Below are 17,014 nucleotides of genomic sequence, written 5' to 3' on the forward strand. Positions count from 1 at the left end.
GTCCTCAAGGCTTGTGCGCGTAGTCGAACGGCTGGCTCTTCAGTTCCTCGAACCAGCGATCGATCCAGGCGATCGTCTGCTCGATGCCCTGCTCCAGCGTGATCTGGTCGCTCCAGCCGAGTTCGCTGCGCAGTTTGCTGCTGTCGAGCTTGTAGGCGGCGTCCTTGCCGAGCCGCTCGCCGACGATCTCGACCTGATCCTCGAACCGCACGCCCATCATCGCGCAGATCATCTCGACCAGGGCGCGGATGGTGACGATGCGGTCGGTGGAGATGTGATAGCTGTCGCCGAGCCTGCCGTTGCAGGCGATCCGCCGCGTGGCGTCGGCGACATCGGCGGCATGGATGAACGAGCGTTCCGACGTGCCGCCGCCGTGCAGCTGCAGTTTGCGGCCGAGCTTGATGAACAGGATGGTGCGCGGCACGATCCGGTACAGCCGCTGGCCTGGGCCGTAGACATTGGCGGCGCGGGTGAACAGCACCGGAAAGCCGTAAGCGCGGAAATACGAGCGCAGGCTCATGTCGCCGGCCGCGCGCGACACCGCATAGGGCGTCGAGGGATCGAACACCGCATCCTCGGTCAGGGTGCCGGTGGCGTTGCCGTAGACTTCCGGCGTGGTGACGTGAACGTAGCGCTCGAGGAAATCGCAAGCGCGCAAGCGCTCGTGCAGCCGCACCGTGGACACCACATTGGTGATGAACCAATGGTCCGGGTTGGCCCAGCTCTCGCCGACCATGCTTTGCGCTGCAAAATTGATGATGCAGGGAAACCGCTCGGCGGTCACCAGCTGCATGATCGCGTCGAGATCATGGTTGAGGTCGAGCTTCCGAAACCGGAAGCGATCGGCATTCTTCCAGCGATACGGCAGGAACGCCGGGTGCGGCTCGTCGGAGCGGCTGATGCCGACCACCTCGGCGCCCTGATCGAGCAGATAGCTGACCATCGAAGCGCCGGTGAACGAGTTCGAGCCGACCACCAGATATTTGTCGAAGCCCGCGCGGGCCATCGCACACGGTGCGGACGCGGGAACGATGCCGGTCACGCCTGTAGGCTCCGCTGCATCCATTTCAGATTGTAGTGGCGGTCCTCGTTCTTCAGTTCGCCGCGCTGGAATTTGACGATGATCTCGCGGATCGCGTCGTTCACCGTCTTCTTCGGCTTGAAGCCGGTCGCCAGCAGCTTGTCGGAGTTGATCCGGTAGGAGCGCGGATCGTTCGAGGCGGTGACGGTGATCTTGGTCGGGACCTGGGCATCGACCATTTTGGCGATATCCAGGATCGAGATGTTCTCGAAGCCGGCATTGTAGATGCCGCGCAGTTCGGGCCGGTCGAGCAACATCAGATACAGATCGGTGATGTCGTCGATATGAATGTTGGGGCGAACCTGATTGCCACCGAACACGGTGATCTCGCCGTTGGTCAGCGCCTGCATGGTCAGCATGTTGACCGAGACGTCGAGCCGCATCCGCGGCGACGGCCCACACACCGTCGCAGGGCGCACGATCTGCACCGCCATGTCGCCGGCGTAGCTGAGCATCACCCGCTCGGCCACCATCTTGGTCTTGTTGTATTCCGAGATCGGCTCCAGCGTCAGGTCCTCGGTGACCTGCTCTTCGTCCTTGATGCCGTAGACGCTGCCGGACGAGGCGTAGATGAAGCGCTGGATGCCGGCGCGCGCGGCGCGGTCGGCGAGCTGCATGGTGGCGAGCGCGCTGATCTCCCAGGTCAGCTTGGGATCGAGATCGCCGCAGGGATCGTTGGCGACCGAAGCGAGATGCACGATGGCGTCGATCCCGGAGAGATCGATCGAGCTGGTATCGCGGACGTCGCCGCGCACCACAGTGAGCGCTGGATGCGGCGGCAGATCGTTGCCGAACCACATGATGTCGAACGCCACCACGTCGTCGCCGCGCGCCAGGAGCTTCGGCACCAGGGTGGTTCCGACGTAGCCGCAGGCGCCGGTCACCAGGATCTTCATCGTATCATTCCCACTGATTGAACCGCCAGACGGCGCGCCGCGATGCGGCGCCGACGAATCACTGCAAGCCTGAATGCAAGAGATACACGCATTTTTGCATGCCCTGATAGGGCCGCGCGGATCGTTGCTCGCCCCGTCCGGTCAGCCGGCCGCCGGCAGCGGCACGCGCTGGCCGCAGGCGAAATCGAGGATGGCATGGCAGATCGTCAGATGGCCGAGCTCGACGAAACCGTATTGGTCCGAGGCCAGATAGAAATTGATATCGCCCTCGCGGCGCAGCGGATTGTCCGCCGAAAACCCACTCAAAGTGATGACCCGGCAGCCGCGCTCGCGCGCCGCAGCCACCGCGTTGAGGATGTTCGGCGAGCGCCCGGACGAGGAGATCGCGATCAACAGGTCGCCGTCCTGGGCGAACAGTTCGATCTGCTTGGCGAACACCTGCTCGTAGCCGTAGTCGTTGCCGAGGCAGGTCAGCATCGCGCCGTCGTTGAGGCAGAGCGCGCGCATCCCGCCGTTCTTGGAATAGTCGGTGGCCATGTGGCTGGCGATCGCGGCGCTGCCGCCATTGCCGATGAACATCAGCTTGCGGCCGTCGGCATGCACCTCGCGGGCCCAGGCGATCACCAGCGAGGCGGCGATTTCCTGCGCGAACGGGCGGCCTTCGCAATCCGACACCTCGGCGCTGGTGAGGGTGGCGCGCAGATGATCGTAATAGCCGAACATCTGCCGCTTCGACAGCAACGGCGTCGCGACGACGTCCTCGGATCCATCGTCGGCAACGGGGGCGGTGCTGTTACGCGATTGCGTCATCGGCGTCCTCGGCATTCCGAACCATCACGGTTGCGCATGATTCGTTAGCAATGTGTAAATCATGACCGGTCCCTGCCGCGCAGGGCCGGACGCCTCGGGATACTACCTGGCAGGCGCGGATGATCATGACGGCGACAGCCCCGGGATCGCGTCCTTGGCGGTGAGGAAGGCGCTGCCCTGCTTGTAGGAGGTCGGCAGGTCGGCCAGCGTCTCCGCCCGGCGCCAGCCGGTCTTCTGCGTGAAGAGATTCACACCGGCGCCGCGGGCATAGTCGAAGATCGCCGCGGCGTTGGCGTCGCTGCCGATCTCGAGCATGACGTCGATCGTCGCCCAGCGTTCGCGCGGCAGCGAGGTGATGATCACCGCCTCGTGGCCTTCGGCGTCGATCTTGGCGAAGTCGGCCTGTGCAGCGATCTCGTCGAACGCGGCGAGCCGGACCTTGAAGCGGTCGATCTCGCCGTAGGGATCGAGCTTGGCGCCGGCGATGTGGCTGCCGGTGGTGTTGCCGCGTAGCCGGAGAAACTCCGCCTCGCCGGCTTGCGCCGAAACCGCGGCCTCGTTGACGTGGACCGCGGTGACGCCGTTGGCGCGCATATTGGCCTGAAACAGCGCGATATGCTCGGGGTCCGGCTCGTAAGTTTCGACCGTGAAGCCGCAGCGGGCCATCACCAGGCTGTGCAGGCCGATATTGCCGCCGATGTCGGCGACACGCCGATAGCGGCCGCGGTTCTGCCAGTAGAACGAAAACAGGATCAGCTCGTCGAGCCCGAACAGGTCGAGCGAGTCCACGGCGCCCATCCGGTGATAGGGAAAACTGATCGACCCGAACGGGCCGAACGGCACGTCGCTGCCGCCGTGAGCAAACAACGCCACCACGGCGCTGCGAGCGGCCGACGCCAGCGCATTGTAGGCGTTGCCGCCCGGCGCGTGATGCCGCGCGAGCTCAGGCAGCGCGGCGATGATGTCAGCGAGGATCCGGTCTGAACCCGGCGAATACGGTGCCGGCGCGCCCGCAGGCGCAGCGACGAGATCGGCCGTCGGGGCGGTGTCGGTCATGCAAGGGGCGCCGTTTCCAGGAGAACCCGAATCACCTGCACCTTACTGCATCCATGCCCGCAACACGAACCTCGGGACGGGAGCAGCGGGTGCAAAAGAGAAGGCGGCGGAGTCACCCCCGCCGCCCTCGATCATTCAATCAGCTACGCCGCGATTAGCGGAGGAGCTGCAGCACGCTCTGCTGCGACTGGTTGGCCAGCGACAGCGCGGACACCGCAATCGACTGGCGGGTGGTCAGCGCCTGGCTGTTCGCCGCTTCCTCGTTGGTGTCGGCCAGCGTCAGGTTGGACGAGCCGGTCTGCAGCACGTTGATCAGACTCTTCGAGAAGTCCTGACGGGCCTGCACGATCGACAGGTTCGAACCGAACGCGGAGGCCTGCGACCGCAGCGTGGTGGCGGCGCTGCCGAGCTTGTCGAGCACCGCGTTGGTGGCCTTGTTGTCGATGAAGTCGACACCCGACGACAGGCTCGACAGGCCGAGGCCGGTCGGATTGAAGGTGACGCCCTGGATCGAGATCGTCGACTTGCCGGTCTCGTTGAACACCAGCTTCAGGTTGTCGCCGTTGAGCAGGTTGACGCCGTTGAAGGAGGCATCCTGCGCAGTGGTCTTGATCTGGTCGAGCACGTCGTTGAACTGCTTGACCAGGCCCGCGCGGGTGTTCTGAGCGTTGACGTCCGCCACCGGTGCGGTCGGCACCGAGAAGGTCAGGGTCGAAGCCAGAGTTCCGCCGATCACGCCGCCTTCGTTGCCGCCCAGAGTGTGGGACGCGTAGTCGTTCGACGCCGCGATCGTCAGCTTGCCGGAGGCATTGTCGATCGACGCCGTCAGGTTGTTGGCGGCCAGCGCAACGTTGAGCTGGGACAGCGACTTGACGGTGCCGTTAGTGCCGTCGCCGAAGGTGACGTTGGTCGCCGCGCCGCCATTGAACGACGAGAAGGTCAACGTCTTGCCGTTCAGGCTGCCGGCCGCCACGCCGCGAGCGGCGGTGAACGAGCTGGAGCTGCCGCTCGGGCCGGTCAGGCCGAGGGCGGCCAGCGCGTTGCCGGTGCCGGTGATGCTGAGATCGGCCGCGAGGCCGGTCGACAGCTTCAGCGAGCCGCTCGTGATCGACGAGTTGGCGGTGCCGTTAGCAGTCGAGATCGTCGCTCCGGAGACGCCGAGCGCAGCGGTGCGGACACCGGTGGCGAGATCGACCGCCTTCAGGACGTCGTCGATCGTGCCCTTCTGCAGGTACACGGTCGAATTGCCCTGACCGTCGGTCTCGACGTTGCCGGAGATGCCCTGATGGCTCGCCGACGCGGTCGGCACCGCGGCGTTCTTGAAGGTGATGGTCTTGCCGTTCACGTTCAGCGTCGAGCCGTCCGCGATCAGCGTCCCCATCGTGGTGCCGCCGGTGGTGCGCTGCTTGGTCAGCGTGAGCGGGCCGGTACCCGTGGCGGTGGTCAGACCGAGGTTCTTGAACAGATCGGTCCAGCCGGTGACGTTGAGATCAGCACCGGTCGAGCTGCGGATGGTGGTGATACCGCCCGACACGTCCGACGCGGTCTGGCCGGAGTTGGTGCTGATGGTGGCAACACCGCTCGAGATCGAAGCCGACTTGACGCCATTGGCGAGATCGATCGCGGTCAACAGATCGCCCACCGTCGCGTTGGTGAACTTGCTCTGGTCGCCGAGATAGATCGTCGAGTTGCCGTTGCCGTCGGTGCCGATACGACCGAGAACACCGGTGCCCGACGGGATGTTGTTCCCCTGCGGAGCATCGGAGGTCTTGAACGTGATCGTCTTGCCGTTGACCGAGAGCGTGGTGCCGTCGGCGATTGCCGTGGTGGTCAGGCCCCCGTTGGTGTTGAACAACTGGGTGCTGGCCGAGATGTTCGCCGAAGCCGTCGCAGCGACGGTATCGACGGTCTGCGCGGTCAGGCCGAGCTTGGCCAGAACGGCGCCACCCGAATTGTCCGCGATCGTCAGCGGGCTGTTGGTGCCGGAATGCAGCTCGAGCTTGCCGGCGGTCACGGCCGACGACAAGCTGGTATTGCCGTTGATGGTGTCGATGGTGTCGAGCAGCGAGTTGACGGTCTGATCGAGACCGATCGTGTAGTTGCCCGAGCTGTCCTTGCTGGCGGCACCGGCGGTGGTGAAGGTGACGGTCTTGCCGTTGATGGTGATCGAGTCACCCGCCGCCGGACCGGTCGCCGTGGTGGTCGAACCGTTGGTCAGTTCGCTGATCAGGTTGGTGCCGGCCGCGGTCGCTGCGGCGGTGCCGACGCTGAGAACGCTGCCGAGCGCGGTGTTGTCGGCGGCGCCGAGAACGGTGACGGCCGCAGACGCCGCGATGCTGACGATCGCGCCGCCGAGCGTATCGGTGCCCGACGCAGCGGTGGCGCCGCCGGCGCTACCGTCGAAGATCACGTTGCCGGTGGCGACGCCGTTCGAATAGCTCTGGGTGCCGCGCAGGTCGTCGGCGGTGGCGCCAGCGATGGTCGCCGACACGTTCGACTTGGTGGCGTAGCCGGACGAGGTCTGCAGAGCCTGGTTGGCGATCGACTTGGCGCTGTCGACCAGCTTGCTCAGCGAGGTGATGCCGGTGTTGGCGGCTTGCAGGATTTGCACGCCGTTGCCGATGCCATCGAGCAGGTTGTTGATGTCGCTGGCGCGGCTGTCGAGTGCAGCGGCGGTGAAGAAGTTGGTCGGATTGTCGAGCGCCGAGTTCACCTTCTTGCCGGAAGACAGGCGGCTCTGGGTGGTGGCGAGCAGATCAGCCGTGGCCTGGAGCGACGAGAGATTCTGGCGAACGGCGTTGGATAGAACGATACCGGACATTGTGTTGCTACCTTCCTGGTGTGCAAAACGCGATCTTCTTGATCGGCCGCGGAACCTTGACCGCCAGAATCTAAGAATACGTAAAGCGAGATCGGCGCCTTTAACGGAAGGAAACGCCCGTATTATCACGGGCTCGCGCAATATGAGGCAGGCACAGGAACGAACCACGCAGCCTCGGAAGACTACGTGGTTCGTCAAGATCAGCGAGTGTTTATCTGGATTTGCGCGGCACCCGCCGCAGCTGCGTGGCCCCAAATACCGGGCCGAAAGGCCGCCGGGGCGGCGGCCTTCTGTTCAGAGATAATTAACTAGAGAAACTTGACGAGACTGAGCTGATAGAGCTGCGAGGTCGTTTGATACGACGCCTGCAGCGCAGTCTGCAGCGCCAGGATCTTTGTCGCGACCTCGTCGTTGTTGATCCCCTCGATCGAGCTCAGCATGGTCTGCGCCAATGCCTTGCCCTGCACCTGACGGGCAGTAGTCGCCTTGATCGACGCCTGCGCACCGGCGAGATCGGCCTGGATGGTCTGGATCGATTGCTCACCCGGTACCACCGCCAGATTAGCAGCCACCCGCTGATTCAGTCCTGCGATCTTGCCCGACGCGTAGGGATCGGTCGCCGAGGTCGTCACCGCCGCAAACACCGCCACCGTCTGCAACTGCTTGCGCAGCGCCTGCTCATCGGCTCGGGCGCCGTATTGCACCGTGATGGCGTCGTCGATCTTGCCGACCGCGGTGCCACGCGCCGGATCGCTCGCCGAGTCCGGCTCACCGTTGTACCAGAACACCGTATTGGCCTTGGTGCCGGCGACCTGGGAGGTTGCGGCGCCGAACGGTGCGGTGCCGGCAACCCGCAGCGGCGGAGTGTTGTTGAAGAAGTCGTCGCCGGCCTTGATCGCCGACGCCGCGGCTAGCGGGCCGTTGGCGAGCTTCTTCACGGCGGCCGTCAGCGCCGTCTGCAGATTGGCCGCGGTGACCGCGGACGACTGCGCCACCGGCGGCACCGCCATTGGATCGCCTGGATCGATTGCGAAGCTATCATCCGGCAGCGGCGTCTTTGACGACGCCGTCAGCGTGATGGTTTCCTGAGTGCCGTCCGGCAGATCGAAGGTCAGCTTGACGACGTCGCCTTCGTTCGGGATCGCGCCGTTGAGATCGATCCCCATCGCCACCGGATTCGGTGCGGCCGGCGGAGTGGTCGGCGGCGTCTCCGTCGGTTGGGTGACAACCGCACCGCTGATCGTCGTCGAGATCGCATTCAGCTTCAATCCGAATGGCGAAGCTCCGATCGGGTCGGGCGTCGCATAGGGGTTGGCGGCGAAATCTTCGCCGACCTGCACGGCGGTCGCGGTCGCGCCGGCCGACACGATGGTCCGCCCCATCCCGTTGGTACCCACGTCGGCGTCGTGGCGCTCGCTGACCACCTGCTTCAGCCCGGCGACCGCCGCGCCGTCGCCATTCATGATGACGTCGGCTGCGGTGACGGGCGCGGTGTCGGTGGCACGGCCGGCGAACAGATAGCGATCGCCGACCTTGGCGTTCAGCACGTCGACGGAATCGAAGAAGTCGAGCCCCGCGGTCCGCTGTCCCGGCGTCTGCCCGGTGTTGTCGAGCGTCGAACCGGCGCTGACCGCGGCGCCCTTCACCTCGCTGCTGATGTCGGCCAGCCGCTGCAGCGACAGGTTCGCCGTGCTGATGCGTGTGGTGATGTTGGTCATCGTGTCGCTGTAGCTGGCGATGTTCGCCATCTGCGCACGCAAGCCGATTGCGAGGCTGCGGCCGGTGCCGTCGCCCGCATAAGTCTGCGACACCCGGCCGGTCGCGAGCTGCTGGCTCAACGACTCCAGCTGGCTGCGGAGATTGAGGATGGTGGAACCGATGTAGGAAGTACGCCCGCTTACGCCGTCGATCGCCATGGCTCGCCTCAAATCGCCTGCATCAGGGTCTGATACATCTGGTTGATGGTCGACATCACCCGCGCGTTCGCCGCGTAGGCGTTCTGCAACGAGAGCAGATGCGCCATTTCCTCGTCCATATTGACCCCGGACGACGTCGACAGCTTCTGCTGCAGGGTGTTCAGCACGACGTTCTGGCCGTCCGACAATTGCTTGGCCGCCGCGGCGTTGGAGCCCTGCTGGCCGACGAACTGCTGCAGAAAGCTCTCCAGCGTGCCCTTGAACGGCGCAGTGTCGGACCCGATGCCTGTGGACGCCGAGTAGTAGTACTGACTCTTCATCATCTGCTTGATCATGAAGTCGGGCCGGGCCGTATCGCCGGCGGCGGTGGCCGGTGAGGTCGAATAGACCACCAGCTTGGAGTTGTCCTTCACCAGGTCCGTGTTAACCGTGATCCGCTGCGCATAGCCGGTCATCTGATTGCCGGACGAATCGCGGGCGCCGGAATAAGCCTTGCCGTTGTCGTTGAACAGCGGCACCTCGACGCTGCCGCCGGCCAACGCTGTCACCGTCGATGTCACCGAGGCGGAATTCACCGTCGAGAACCCGGCATTGTCGAGCACGTTGACGGCCCCCGGATAGGTGCCGGAGAATTGCAGATTTCGGCTGTAGAGGGCGGAGTTGAGCTGCGAGATCACCGATCCGGATGTGCCGGAGAAGTCGATCCCCACAACGTAGTCTTTGGGATCGTTGGTCGCATTCTGCGGCAAGGGCAGCAGATTTGGGTCGTCGACCCGAACCACGGTGACGGTGTGCTGCTGACCGGTGGCGGTGTCTGTATAGGCGATGTTGATTGTGTTGCCGTTGCTCATGCCCGACAGGTCGAGCGCGAAGCCGGACGACGTGCCCGACGTCACCGGGGTGCCGGCCGTCGTCTTGTCCGACAGCGAACTGGACAGCGTGGCCGCAAACTGATCGAGCTGGGCCTGCGCCGTCACCAGCGTGTTGTCGCGAAGCTCGATATAGGCGGCCATCTGGCCTGACTTCAGCGACGACGTGATGTCGATCGACGCGCCGCTGTCGTAACTCACCGAGATCGAACCGAGCTTGCTGGTCACGCTGTTCGCCGACCAAGTCGTCGACGGGTTGACGGTGCCTTGCGCGTTGAACGACAGCGTCGCCGCTTCCATGCCGGCGAGCTGCACACCAGAGCCGGTGAACACCGTGACCTGGTTGGCGCCGTTGGTGACGACGCGGATGTCCATCAGCTGCGAGAGCTGGTTGATCGCCTGATCGCGCTGATCCAGCAGCGCCGCTGTCGCCGCGTCGGTCGACGTGCCGCCCTGCGGGTTGGTACGAATCTGGCTGTTGATCGAGGAGATCTGTTTCAGCAGATTGTTGGCGGTGTTGACGGAGTCGGTGAGACCGGTCTCACACCCGGCGCGCAGCGTCTGGATGCCGTTCGACATCGAGTTGAGGCCGCTGGCCAGGGTCTGGGCGGCATTGAGTACCCCGATCCGCGCCGAGGTACTGTCGGGGCTGGTCGACAACGCCTGCATCGCGGCCGTCAGGCCATTGAACGAGTCTTCGAGGGTGCCGGTGGAGTTCGGATCTCCGTATAGCCCCTGAAGCTGACTGAGATAGCTGGAGCGCAGCGACGCATACGCCGCCCCCGAGGTCTCGGTACGAAGCTGCGCCAGAATATAGTCGTCGAGCTGACGGTTGATGCCATTGACCTGGACGCCGGTGCCGGCCTGGCCGGACACCGTGACGCCCTGGTTGAGAGTCTTGCGGACGTAGCCGGGCGTTTCGGCATTGGCGACGTTGGACGATACCAGCGAGATCGCCGACTGGTTCACCCGCAGGCCGGCCATTGCGATCGATAGTGCGTCTCCGAGACTCATGACTGGCTACCCGGGTTCGAGAACGACGCCGTTGGACCGCTCAACGCATCACGTTGAGCAGGTCCTGCACCATGGTATTGGCGGTGGTGATCACCTTGGTATTTGCCGAATAGGCCTGCTGGGTGACGATCAGCTTGGTGAACTCGTCGGCAATATCGGTGTTCGACGACTCCAGCGAAGCTCCAGAGATGTTGCCGCCCTTGCCGTACACCGGCTGACCCGACTCGTTGGTGATTTCGAAGGCGCCGCCGTCGATCCGCTTGAGGAAGTTGGCGCCGTTGAAGGTGGCGACCGAGACTTGCGCCAGATCGATGTTGCGACCGTTGGAATAGGCGCCGACCACGCGACCTTCATTGCTGACCGACACGCTGACGAGCTGGCCGGCCGCGTAGCCGTCCTGCTGCAGCTGATTCACTTGAACGTTGCCGTTGCTATCCGAGAACTGCGTCAGGCCGCCGGTGCCGAACGACATCGTCAGGTTGCCGAGGCTGACGCCGCTCACAGTCACGCCGGGCAGAGTGACCTGTCCGACCACCGGCTGCATCTGACCGTTAGGGCTGAAGGTGAAGTTGGTGCCGACGTTGACCCAGCCGACATCCGAACCCGTCGCATTGGGATTGGTCTGGTAGAACAGGTTCCAGGTATCAGTGCCGCCGACCGTCGACGACGCCACCTTGGCCCAGCGGAACTGCAGGCTGACGGGAGCGCCGCTGCCGTCGTAGGCGGTGAGCGCGCCGCCGGCGACGGATTCGTCGAGGAAAGCCTGATTGTCCGACCCAATCACCACGCCTGTGCCCGCGGTGCCACCGCCGCCGCGTAGCGCCGTCATTGTTCCGGTGAAGCCAAGGGCATTCCACGCAGCCGAACTCGACGACGACAGCTGGATGTCGTTAGCAAGACCGCTGTTGATGGTGACGACGCCGCTGGCGACGCTGGAGAGGTTCGGCGCGGCGGTGCCGGTCAGGCTGTCGATCGCCGTCAGCAGGGTCGAAACGCTGCCACCGTTGAGATCCACGTAGGCCGTGTCAGGAGCCGAGCCGGCGCTGCCGCCAGCGCTGGAGTCGTAGAACGCCACCGTCTTGTTGGTGGTGACGCCGCCGGTGGTCGTCTTCACCGTGATGGTGTCACTGCCCGTGAAGCCGGCCTGCAGCGAGTCCGTGCCGGTAGCGGATTTCAGCAAGGTGGCGCCTGTGATCGGCACCGCCGGAGTCTGGAAATTTGTCCGGGCCGAGCCGAGGATACTGGTGTTGGTGTACGGCGCCGCTGGAGTTCCCAAGGGCAGAGGATTGGAGACGAAATCCGCAGGACGCAGCAATTCCGAACCGAGCACCGACTTGTTGGCCTTGGAGGTCAGCGGATAGTTGGCGAGGTTGGCTCGGTAGTCGACCTTGGTGGTCTTCTGCGACGGCAGGAAGTCGTTCTGGAACTTCAGGATCTGCGGCACGCTGCCGGACGGGTTGCCGGTGGTCGGATCGATCGGAACGCCCTGCAGATAGTAGCCGGCGCCGTTGACCAGATAGCCGTTCTTGTCGAGCGAGAAGTCACCGCGGCGGGTGAAGTTGTTGACGCCACCGAAGATCGGGTTGTTGTCGGTGAAAGAGGCTGGCTTCTGCACCACGAAGAAGCCGTCGCCGTTGATCGCCATATAGGTCCCCACCGCGGCCGACTGCACCGAGCCCGTCAGCGTGTTGGTCGATCGCGATTCAGCGTTCACCGAACCGGCGAGCTGGGCGTTGTTGCCGGTCTGCGGGATCAGGTCGAGAAACGAGGTGTCGATGCGCTTGAACGCAGTGGTCTGCGAGTTGGCGATGTTTCCCGAGATGTTCTCCAGCGCGTAGGAGTTGGCGCGGAGGCCCGCAACCGAGGTGGTGAGAGCGCCGAAAATACCCATTACTGACTTCTCCCGTTGCGACCGTCTGCGTCGGCTGAGACTGCGAGATTCCAGACCGACACTCCGCAAGCCTCGTGCCAACGATCAAAGTCATGCAATTGCAATGGCTTGACGGATTTCTCGAAGCCGGGTGGCCAGGGCGGTTTTGCCGGGTCGGGCAACAATTGCCGGGACAAGGGAACGAAATCCGCCCCCGAACCGGATACCGAGGAACAAAATCTCGGGCTGCGCGTTTGCGATCGATCAGAGAGGGGTTGATCGGGGGATCACTTGGCTGCTGACGATATGCCGGGTGGGCGACCGGGCCGTGGCGAAGCCGGCCAAGACAGCCTCTTTCTCGGGCGCGGCGAACTCGCTGCGCTGATGCGCGCGCACGATTGGGCCTCGACCCCGATCGGGCTGCCGGAGGATTGGCCTCAGGCGCTCAAAACTGCCGTCCGCATTATGCTGACCTCGCAGCAGCCGATCTGGATCGGCTGGGGCGAAGAGCTGATTTATCTCTACAACGATCCCTACAAGTCGATCATCGGCGGCAAGCACCCTTGGGCGCTCGGGCGTCCGACCGCAGAAGTTTGGTCCGAGATCTGGGACGACATCGCTCCCCTGCTCGCCAAAGCGTCCGGCGGCGACGAGGGCACCTATGTGGAGGCGCAGCTCCTGATCATGGAGCGCAATGGCTTCCCCGAGGAGACCTATTACACCTTCTCCTACAGCCCGATCCCGACCGACGACGGCTCGCCCGGCGGCATTTTCTGCGCCAACACCGACGACACCCAGCGCGTCATCACCGAGCGGCAATTGTCGCTGCTGCGCGATCTCGCCGCCAGCGCCGCGGAATCCCGCAGCGTCGGTCAAGCCTGCGAACGCAGCGCGGCCGCGCTCGCCACCGATCCCCAAGACCTGCCCTTCGCACTGATCTATCTGACCGACCACGGCAGCGGCCACGCCGACCTTGCCGCCTCGTCGGGGATTGATGCCGGCCATCCTGCGGTGAAGCCGACGTTGTCGCTGACGGGCGACGAGCCCTGGCCGATCGCCGACGCCTTCCGCCTCAACGCGCCGGTTCTGGTGCCGGATCTCGACGACCGTTTCGGCACCGCGTTTCCGACCGGCGGCTGGCGCCAGCCCCCGACCCGGGCGGTGGTGTTGCCGATCCCGGCCAGCGGCGACACCGGCCGCTCCGGATTTCTGATCGCCGGCCTCAACCCGTTCCGGCTGTACGACAGCGCCTATCAGGACTTCCTCGCGCTGGTCGCCGGCCAGATCGCGGCGGCGATCACCAATGCCGACGCCTATCAGGAGGAGCGCCGCCGGGCCGAGGCGCTGGCCGAGATCGACCGCGCCAAGACTGCGTTCTTCTCCAACGTCAGCCACGAATTCCGCACGCCGTTGACGCTGATGCTCAGCCCGCTGGAAGAAGCGCTGGGAGGAGACGGCATTCCGGACGAACAGCGGTCGCTGCTCGGCATCGCCCACCGCAATGGCCTGCGGCTGTTGAAGCTGGTCAACACCCTGCTCGATTTCGCCCGGATCGAAGCCGGCCGCGTCACCGCCCACTTCACCCCGGTCGACCTGTCGTCGTTCACGGCCGAACTGGCGTCGAACTTCCGCTCCGCGCTCGACCGCGCCGGCCTCCGCTTCGTGATCGATGCGGCCCCGCTGCCGCAGCCGGTCTATGTCGACCGCGACATGTGGGAGAAGATCATCCTCAACCTGCTGTCGAACGCATTCAAGTTCACGTTTGACGGGGAGATCGCGGTCCGGGTCGGCACCGATCCCGACCGCACTCACGCCGTCATCGAGATCAGCGACACCGGGACCGGCATTCCGCAGGCCGAGCTCCCTTATTTGTTCGAACGATTCCGCCGGGTCGAAGGCGCGCGCGGCCGCTCGATCGAAGGCAGCGGCATCGGCCTGGCGCTGGTGCAGGAGCTGATCAAGCTACACAGCGGCTCGATCAGCGTCATCAGCGAGATCGGCCGCGGCTCGACCTTCCGGCTGATGCTGCCGTTCGGCTCCGCTCACCTTCCCGCCGACCGGCCGCAGCACGCCGCTCTGCAGGTTTCGACCAATGTCCGCGCCCAGGCCTATCTCGACGAGGCGATCGGCTGGCTCGACGATGGCGGCGACGCCGACCTGCCGCCGGCCTCCGGCGCGCAGGATCTCGGAATTGTCACCGGGCCCGCGGCGGACCGCCCGCTCGTCCTGCTCGCAGACGACAATCATGACATGCGCGACTACGTCGCGCGGCTGCTCGGTGAGACTTATGAGGTCGAGGCTGTCGGCGATGGCGCCGCAGCGTTGGAAGCCGCCAAGAGGCGTCGGCCGGATCTCATGCTCAGCGACGTCATGATGCCGCGGCTCGACGGCTTCGGCCTCCTCAAGGCGCTGCGCGGCGATCCGGCGCTTGCCGACCTGCCGGTGATCTTCTTGTCCGCGCGCGCTGGCGAGGAAGCCAAACTGGAAGGACTCGGGGCTGGCGCCGACGATTATCTCAGCAAGCCGTTCAGCGCCCGCGAGCTTCTCACCCGGATTCGGACCAATCTCGATACCGCCGCGATCCGGCGGACAGCGCTGCAAACCGAATACGCGCTGCGCGAGGAAGCGCAGGCGGCACGCAAGCATGCAGAGGGCATTCTTGCATCGATCAGCGACGGCTTCATCGCGCTCGATGAGGAGTACCGATTCACCTACGTCAACGCCGCCGCGGAGCGGCTGATCCGAAGCAGCGGCGAAGACCTCATCGGCAAGGTCTGCTGGGAAGTCTACCCGATGATGCTCGGGACCGAGATCGAGCGAGCCTATCGCCGCGCCATGACCGAGCGCATCGCCTGCGAGTTCGAAAGCTACGATCCGCCGAGCAGGCGCTGGTTCGAATTGCGGGTGACGCCGGCCAACGGCAACAGCATTTCGGTATACTTCCGCGACGTCACCGAGCAGAAGAAGGCCGAAGCTGCGCTGCGCGACATCAACGAGCAGCTCGAGGAGCAGGTCGCCGAGCGCACTGCCGAACTTCAGCAGAAGGAGGCTCGGCTCCGCACCATCTTCGCCGCCAGCTACACCTACCAGGCCTTGCTCGATGTCGACGGCGTGGTGCTCGACGCCAACCGCACCGCGCTCGCCGGGATCGATGCCGAACTCGATGCGGTGGTCGGCAAGCCGGTGTGGGCCACGCCGTGGTTCGCCGGAACGCCCGGACTGCCGGAGACGATCCGCGGCGATATCGCCGCGGTCGCGGCCGGCGAAACCGTGCGACGCGAACTCCACGTCAACCTGCCGGCCAACGGTTGGCGCTGGTTCGACCTGCAGATGCGTCCGGTGCAGGACCCGCAAGGCAAAGTGATCGCGATCGTTCCAGAAGCGGTCGACATCACCGAACGGCGCAAAGCCGAAGAGGCGTTCCGGCAGGCGCAGAAGATGGAAGCGATCGGTCAGCTCACCGGAGGGGTCGCCCACGACTTCAACAACATGCTCACGGTGATCCGCTCTTCGGCGGATCTGCTCCGTCGCCGCGAGTTGCCGCCCGAACGGATCCGCCGCTATGTCGATGCGATCTCCGACACCGCCGACCGCGCCGCCAAGCTTACCGGCCAGCTTCTCACCTTCGCGCGCCGCCACGCCCAAAACCGCGAGGTGTTCGACGCCGCCGCGCATATCGAGCATGTGTCCGACATGCTGAAGACCGCACTCGGCTCGCGCGCGGTGTTCAATCTGAACATCGCCGAGCGACCGCTGCCGGTCGAGGCTGACACCAATCAGTTCGATGCGGCGTTAGTCAATCTGGTGGCCAATGCGCGCGACGCAATGGACGGCCACGGCACCCTCACCGTCTCAGTGAAGCGCTCCGCGTCGACTTCGCCCGAAGCCGCCGCGGGTCGCCGCGGCTTCGTCGAAGTGTCGATCGCCGACACCGGCTGCGGCATTCCACGCGAGCAGATCGAGCGGATCTTCGAGCCGTTCTTCACCACCAAGGACATCGGCCGCGGCACCGGCCTCGGACTGTCGCAGGTCTACGGTTTCGTGCAGCAGTCCGACGGCAGCATCAATGTCGACAGTGCGATCGGCCGCGGCACCACGATCACGCTGCGGCTGCCGCTCAGCGACAAGCCGATCCAACGCCGCAACGGCAATGGCACCGACGTCGTCGACGGCCGGCAGCGGGGGTGCATTCTGGTGGTCGAGGACAATGCCGAGGTCGGCGAGTTCTCGACCCAGCTCTTGCACGATCTCGGCTACCAGACCGTGCTCGCCTCGTCCGGCGAGCAGGCGCTGGCGCTGCTCGCCGATAACGCCAAGCGCTTCGATCTGGTGCTCAGCGATGTGGCGATGCCGGGGATGGACGGAGTGACGCTGGGCCGGGAAATCAAGAAGCGTTTGCCGGAACTGCCGGTCGTTCTGAACTCCGGCTACGCTCACATGCTGGCCGACGAGGACCACGGCTTCGACCTGCTGCACAAGCCGTATTCGGTCGAGGATCTGTCTAAGGCCCTCCGCAAGGCGATGACCGAGCGGAGCTGAGGAGGTTCCGTTCCACGGAACCGGCGAATGCCAGCAGAGGCAGTGTTCGCGCCAATGTGATCGCCCGCCGGCCGAGCCTCGGCTATCGCATTGAGGCAGATCATTTCTCCAGACATTCAAGCGTGGCATCGAGGCCTTCATT

9 protein-coding genes are annotated in these 17,014 nt (G+C 64.9%); 1 reads left to right on the top strand and 8 read right to left on the bottom strand.

The features are described from left to right. Positions 1-4: 4 nt before the first annotated feature. The 8 genes from DNX69_RS24615 to DNX69_RS24650 form a co-directional block, all read right to left on the bottom strand. The gene (locus DNX69_RS24615; RefSeq protein ID WP_110788635.1) at positions 5-1,042 is read right to left on the bottom strand and encodes a GDP-mannose 4,6-dehydratase; all 1,038 of its coding nucleotides are present in this window, start codon (positions 1,040-1,042) and stop codon (positions 5-7) included. Continuing rightward, positions 1,039-1,977, bottom strand: coding sequence for an NAD-dependent epimerase/dehydratase family protein (locus DNX69_RS24620; protein ID WP_110788636.1), 939 nt, complete (start codon positions 1,975-1,977; stop codon positions 1,039-1,041). The genes DNX69_RS24615 and DNX69_RS24620 overlap by 4 nt, the downstream gene beginning before the upstream one ends. A gap of 141 nt (positions 1,978-2,118) precedes the next feature. Continuing rightward, entirely contained in the window at positions 2,119-2,787 is a 669-nt protein-coding gene (locus tag DNX69_RS24625) for an SIS domain-containing protein (RefSeq protein ID WP_110788637.1), read from the bottom strand. Positions 2,788-2,910: 123 nt separating this feature from the next. Continuing rightward, a complete protein-coding gene (locus DNX69_RS24630) occupies positions 2,911-3,843 on the bottom strand; it encodes an FkbM family methyltransferase (RefSeq protein ID WP_110788638.1) in 933 nt (310 codons plus the stop codon). 154 nt (positions 3,844-3,997) lie between these two features. Continuing rightward, the gene (locus DNX69_RS24635) at positions 3,998-6,664 is read right to left on the bottom strand and encodes a DUF1522 domain-containing protein (protein WP_110788639.1); all 2,667 of its coding nucleotides are present in this window, start codon (positions 6,662-6,664) and stop codon (positions 3,998-4,000) included. 308 nt (positions 6,665-6,972) lie between these two features. Further along, positions 6,973-8,580: a flagellin gene (locus DNX69_RS24640; RefSeq protein ID WP_110788640.1), complete on the bottom strand. Its 1,608-nt coding sequence runs from the start codon at positions 8,578-8,580 to the stop codon at positions 6,973-6,975. Between the two features lie 8 nt (positions 8,581-8,588). After that, the gene (gene flgK, locus DNX69_RS24645) at positions 8,589-10,463 is read right to left on the bottom strand and encodes a flagellar hook-associated protein FlgK (RefSeq protein WP_110788641.1); all 1,875 of its coding nucleotides are present in this window, start codon (positions 10,461-10,463) and stop codon (positions 8,589-8,591) included. Between the two features lie 40 nt (positions 10,464-10,503). Then, positions 10,504-12,354 carry a flagellar hook protein FlgE gene (locus DNX69_RS24650; RefSeq protein ID WP_110788642.1) on the bottom strand — a complete coding sequence of 617 codons (1,851 nt, stop codon included), beginning with the start codon at positions 12,352-12,354 and terminating at the stop codon, positions 10,504-10,506. A 285-nt stretch (positions 12,355-12,639) separates the two neighbouring features. On the opposite strand from DNX69_RS24650, the gene DNX69_RS24655 reads away from it, so the two are divergent. Then, the gene (locus DNX69_RS24655) at positions 12,640-16,872 is read left to right on the top strand and encodes an ATP-binding protein (protein ID WP_110788643.1); all 4,233 of its coding nucleotides are present in this window, start codon (positions 12,640-12,642) and stop codon (positions 16,870-16,872) included. Positions 16,873-17,014 lie beyond the last annotated feature (142 nt).

Source organism: Rhodopseudomonas palustris, from assembly GCF_003226555.1.
In the GTDB taxonomy this organism is placed as follows: Bacteria; Pseudomonadota; Alphaproteobacteria; order Rhizobiales; family Xanthobacteraceae; genus Rhodopseudomonas; species Rhodopseudomonas palustris_I.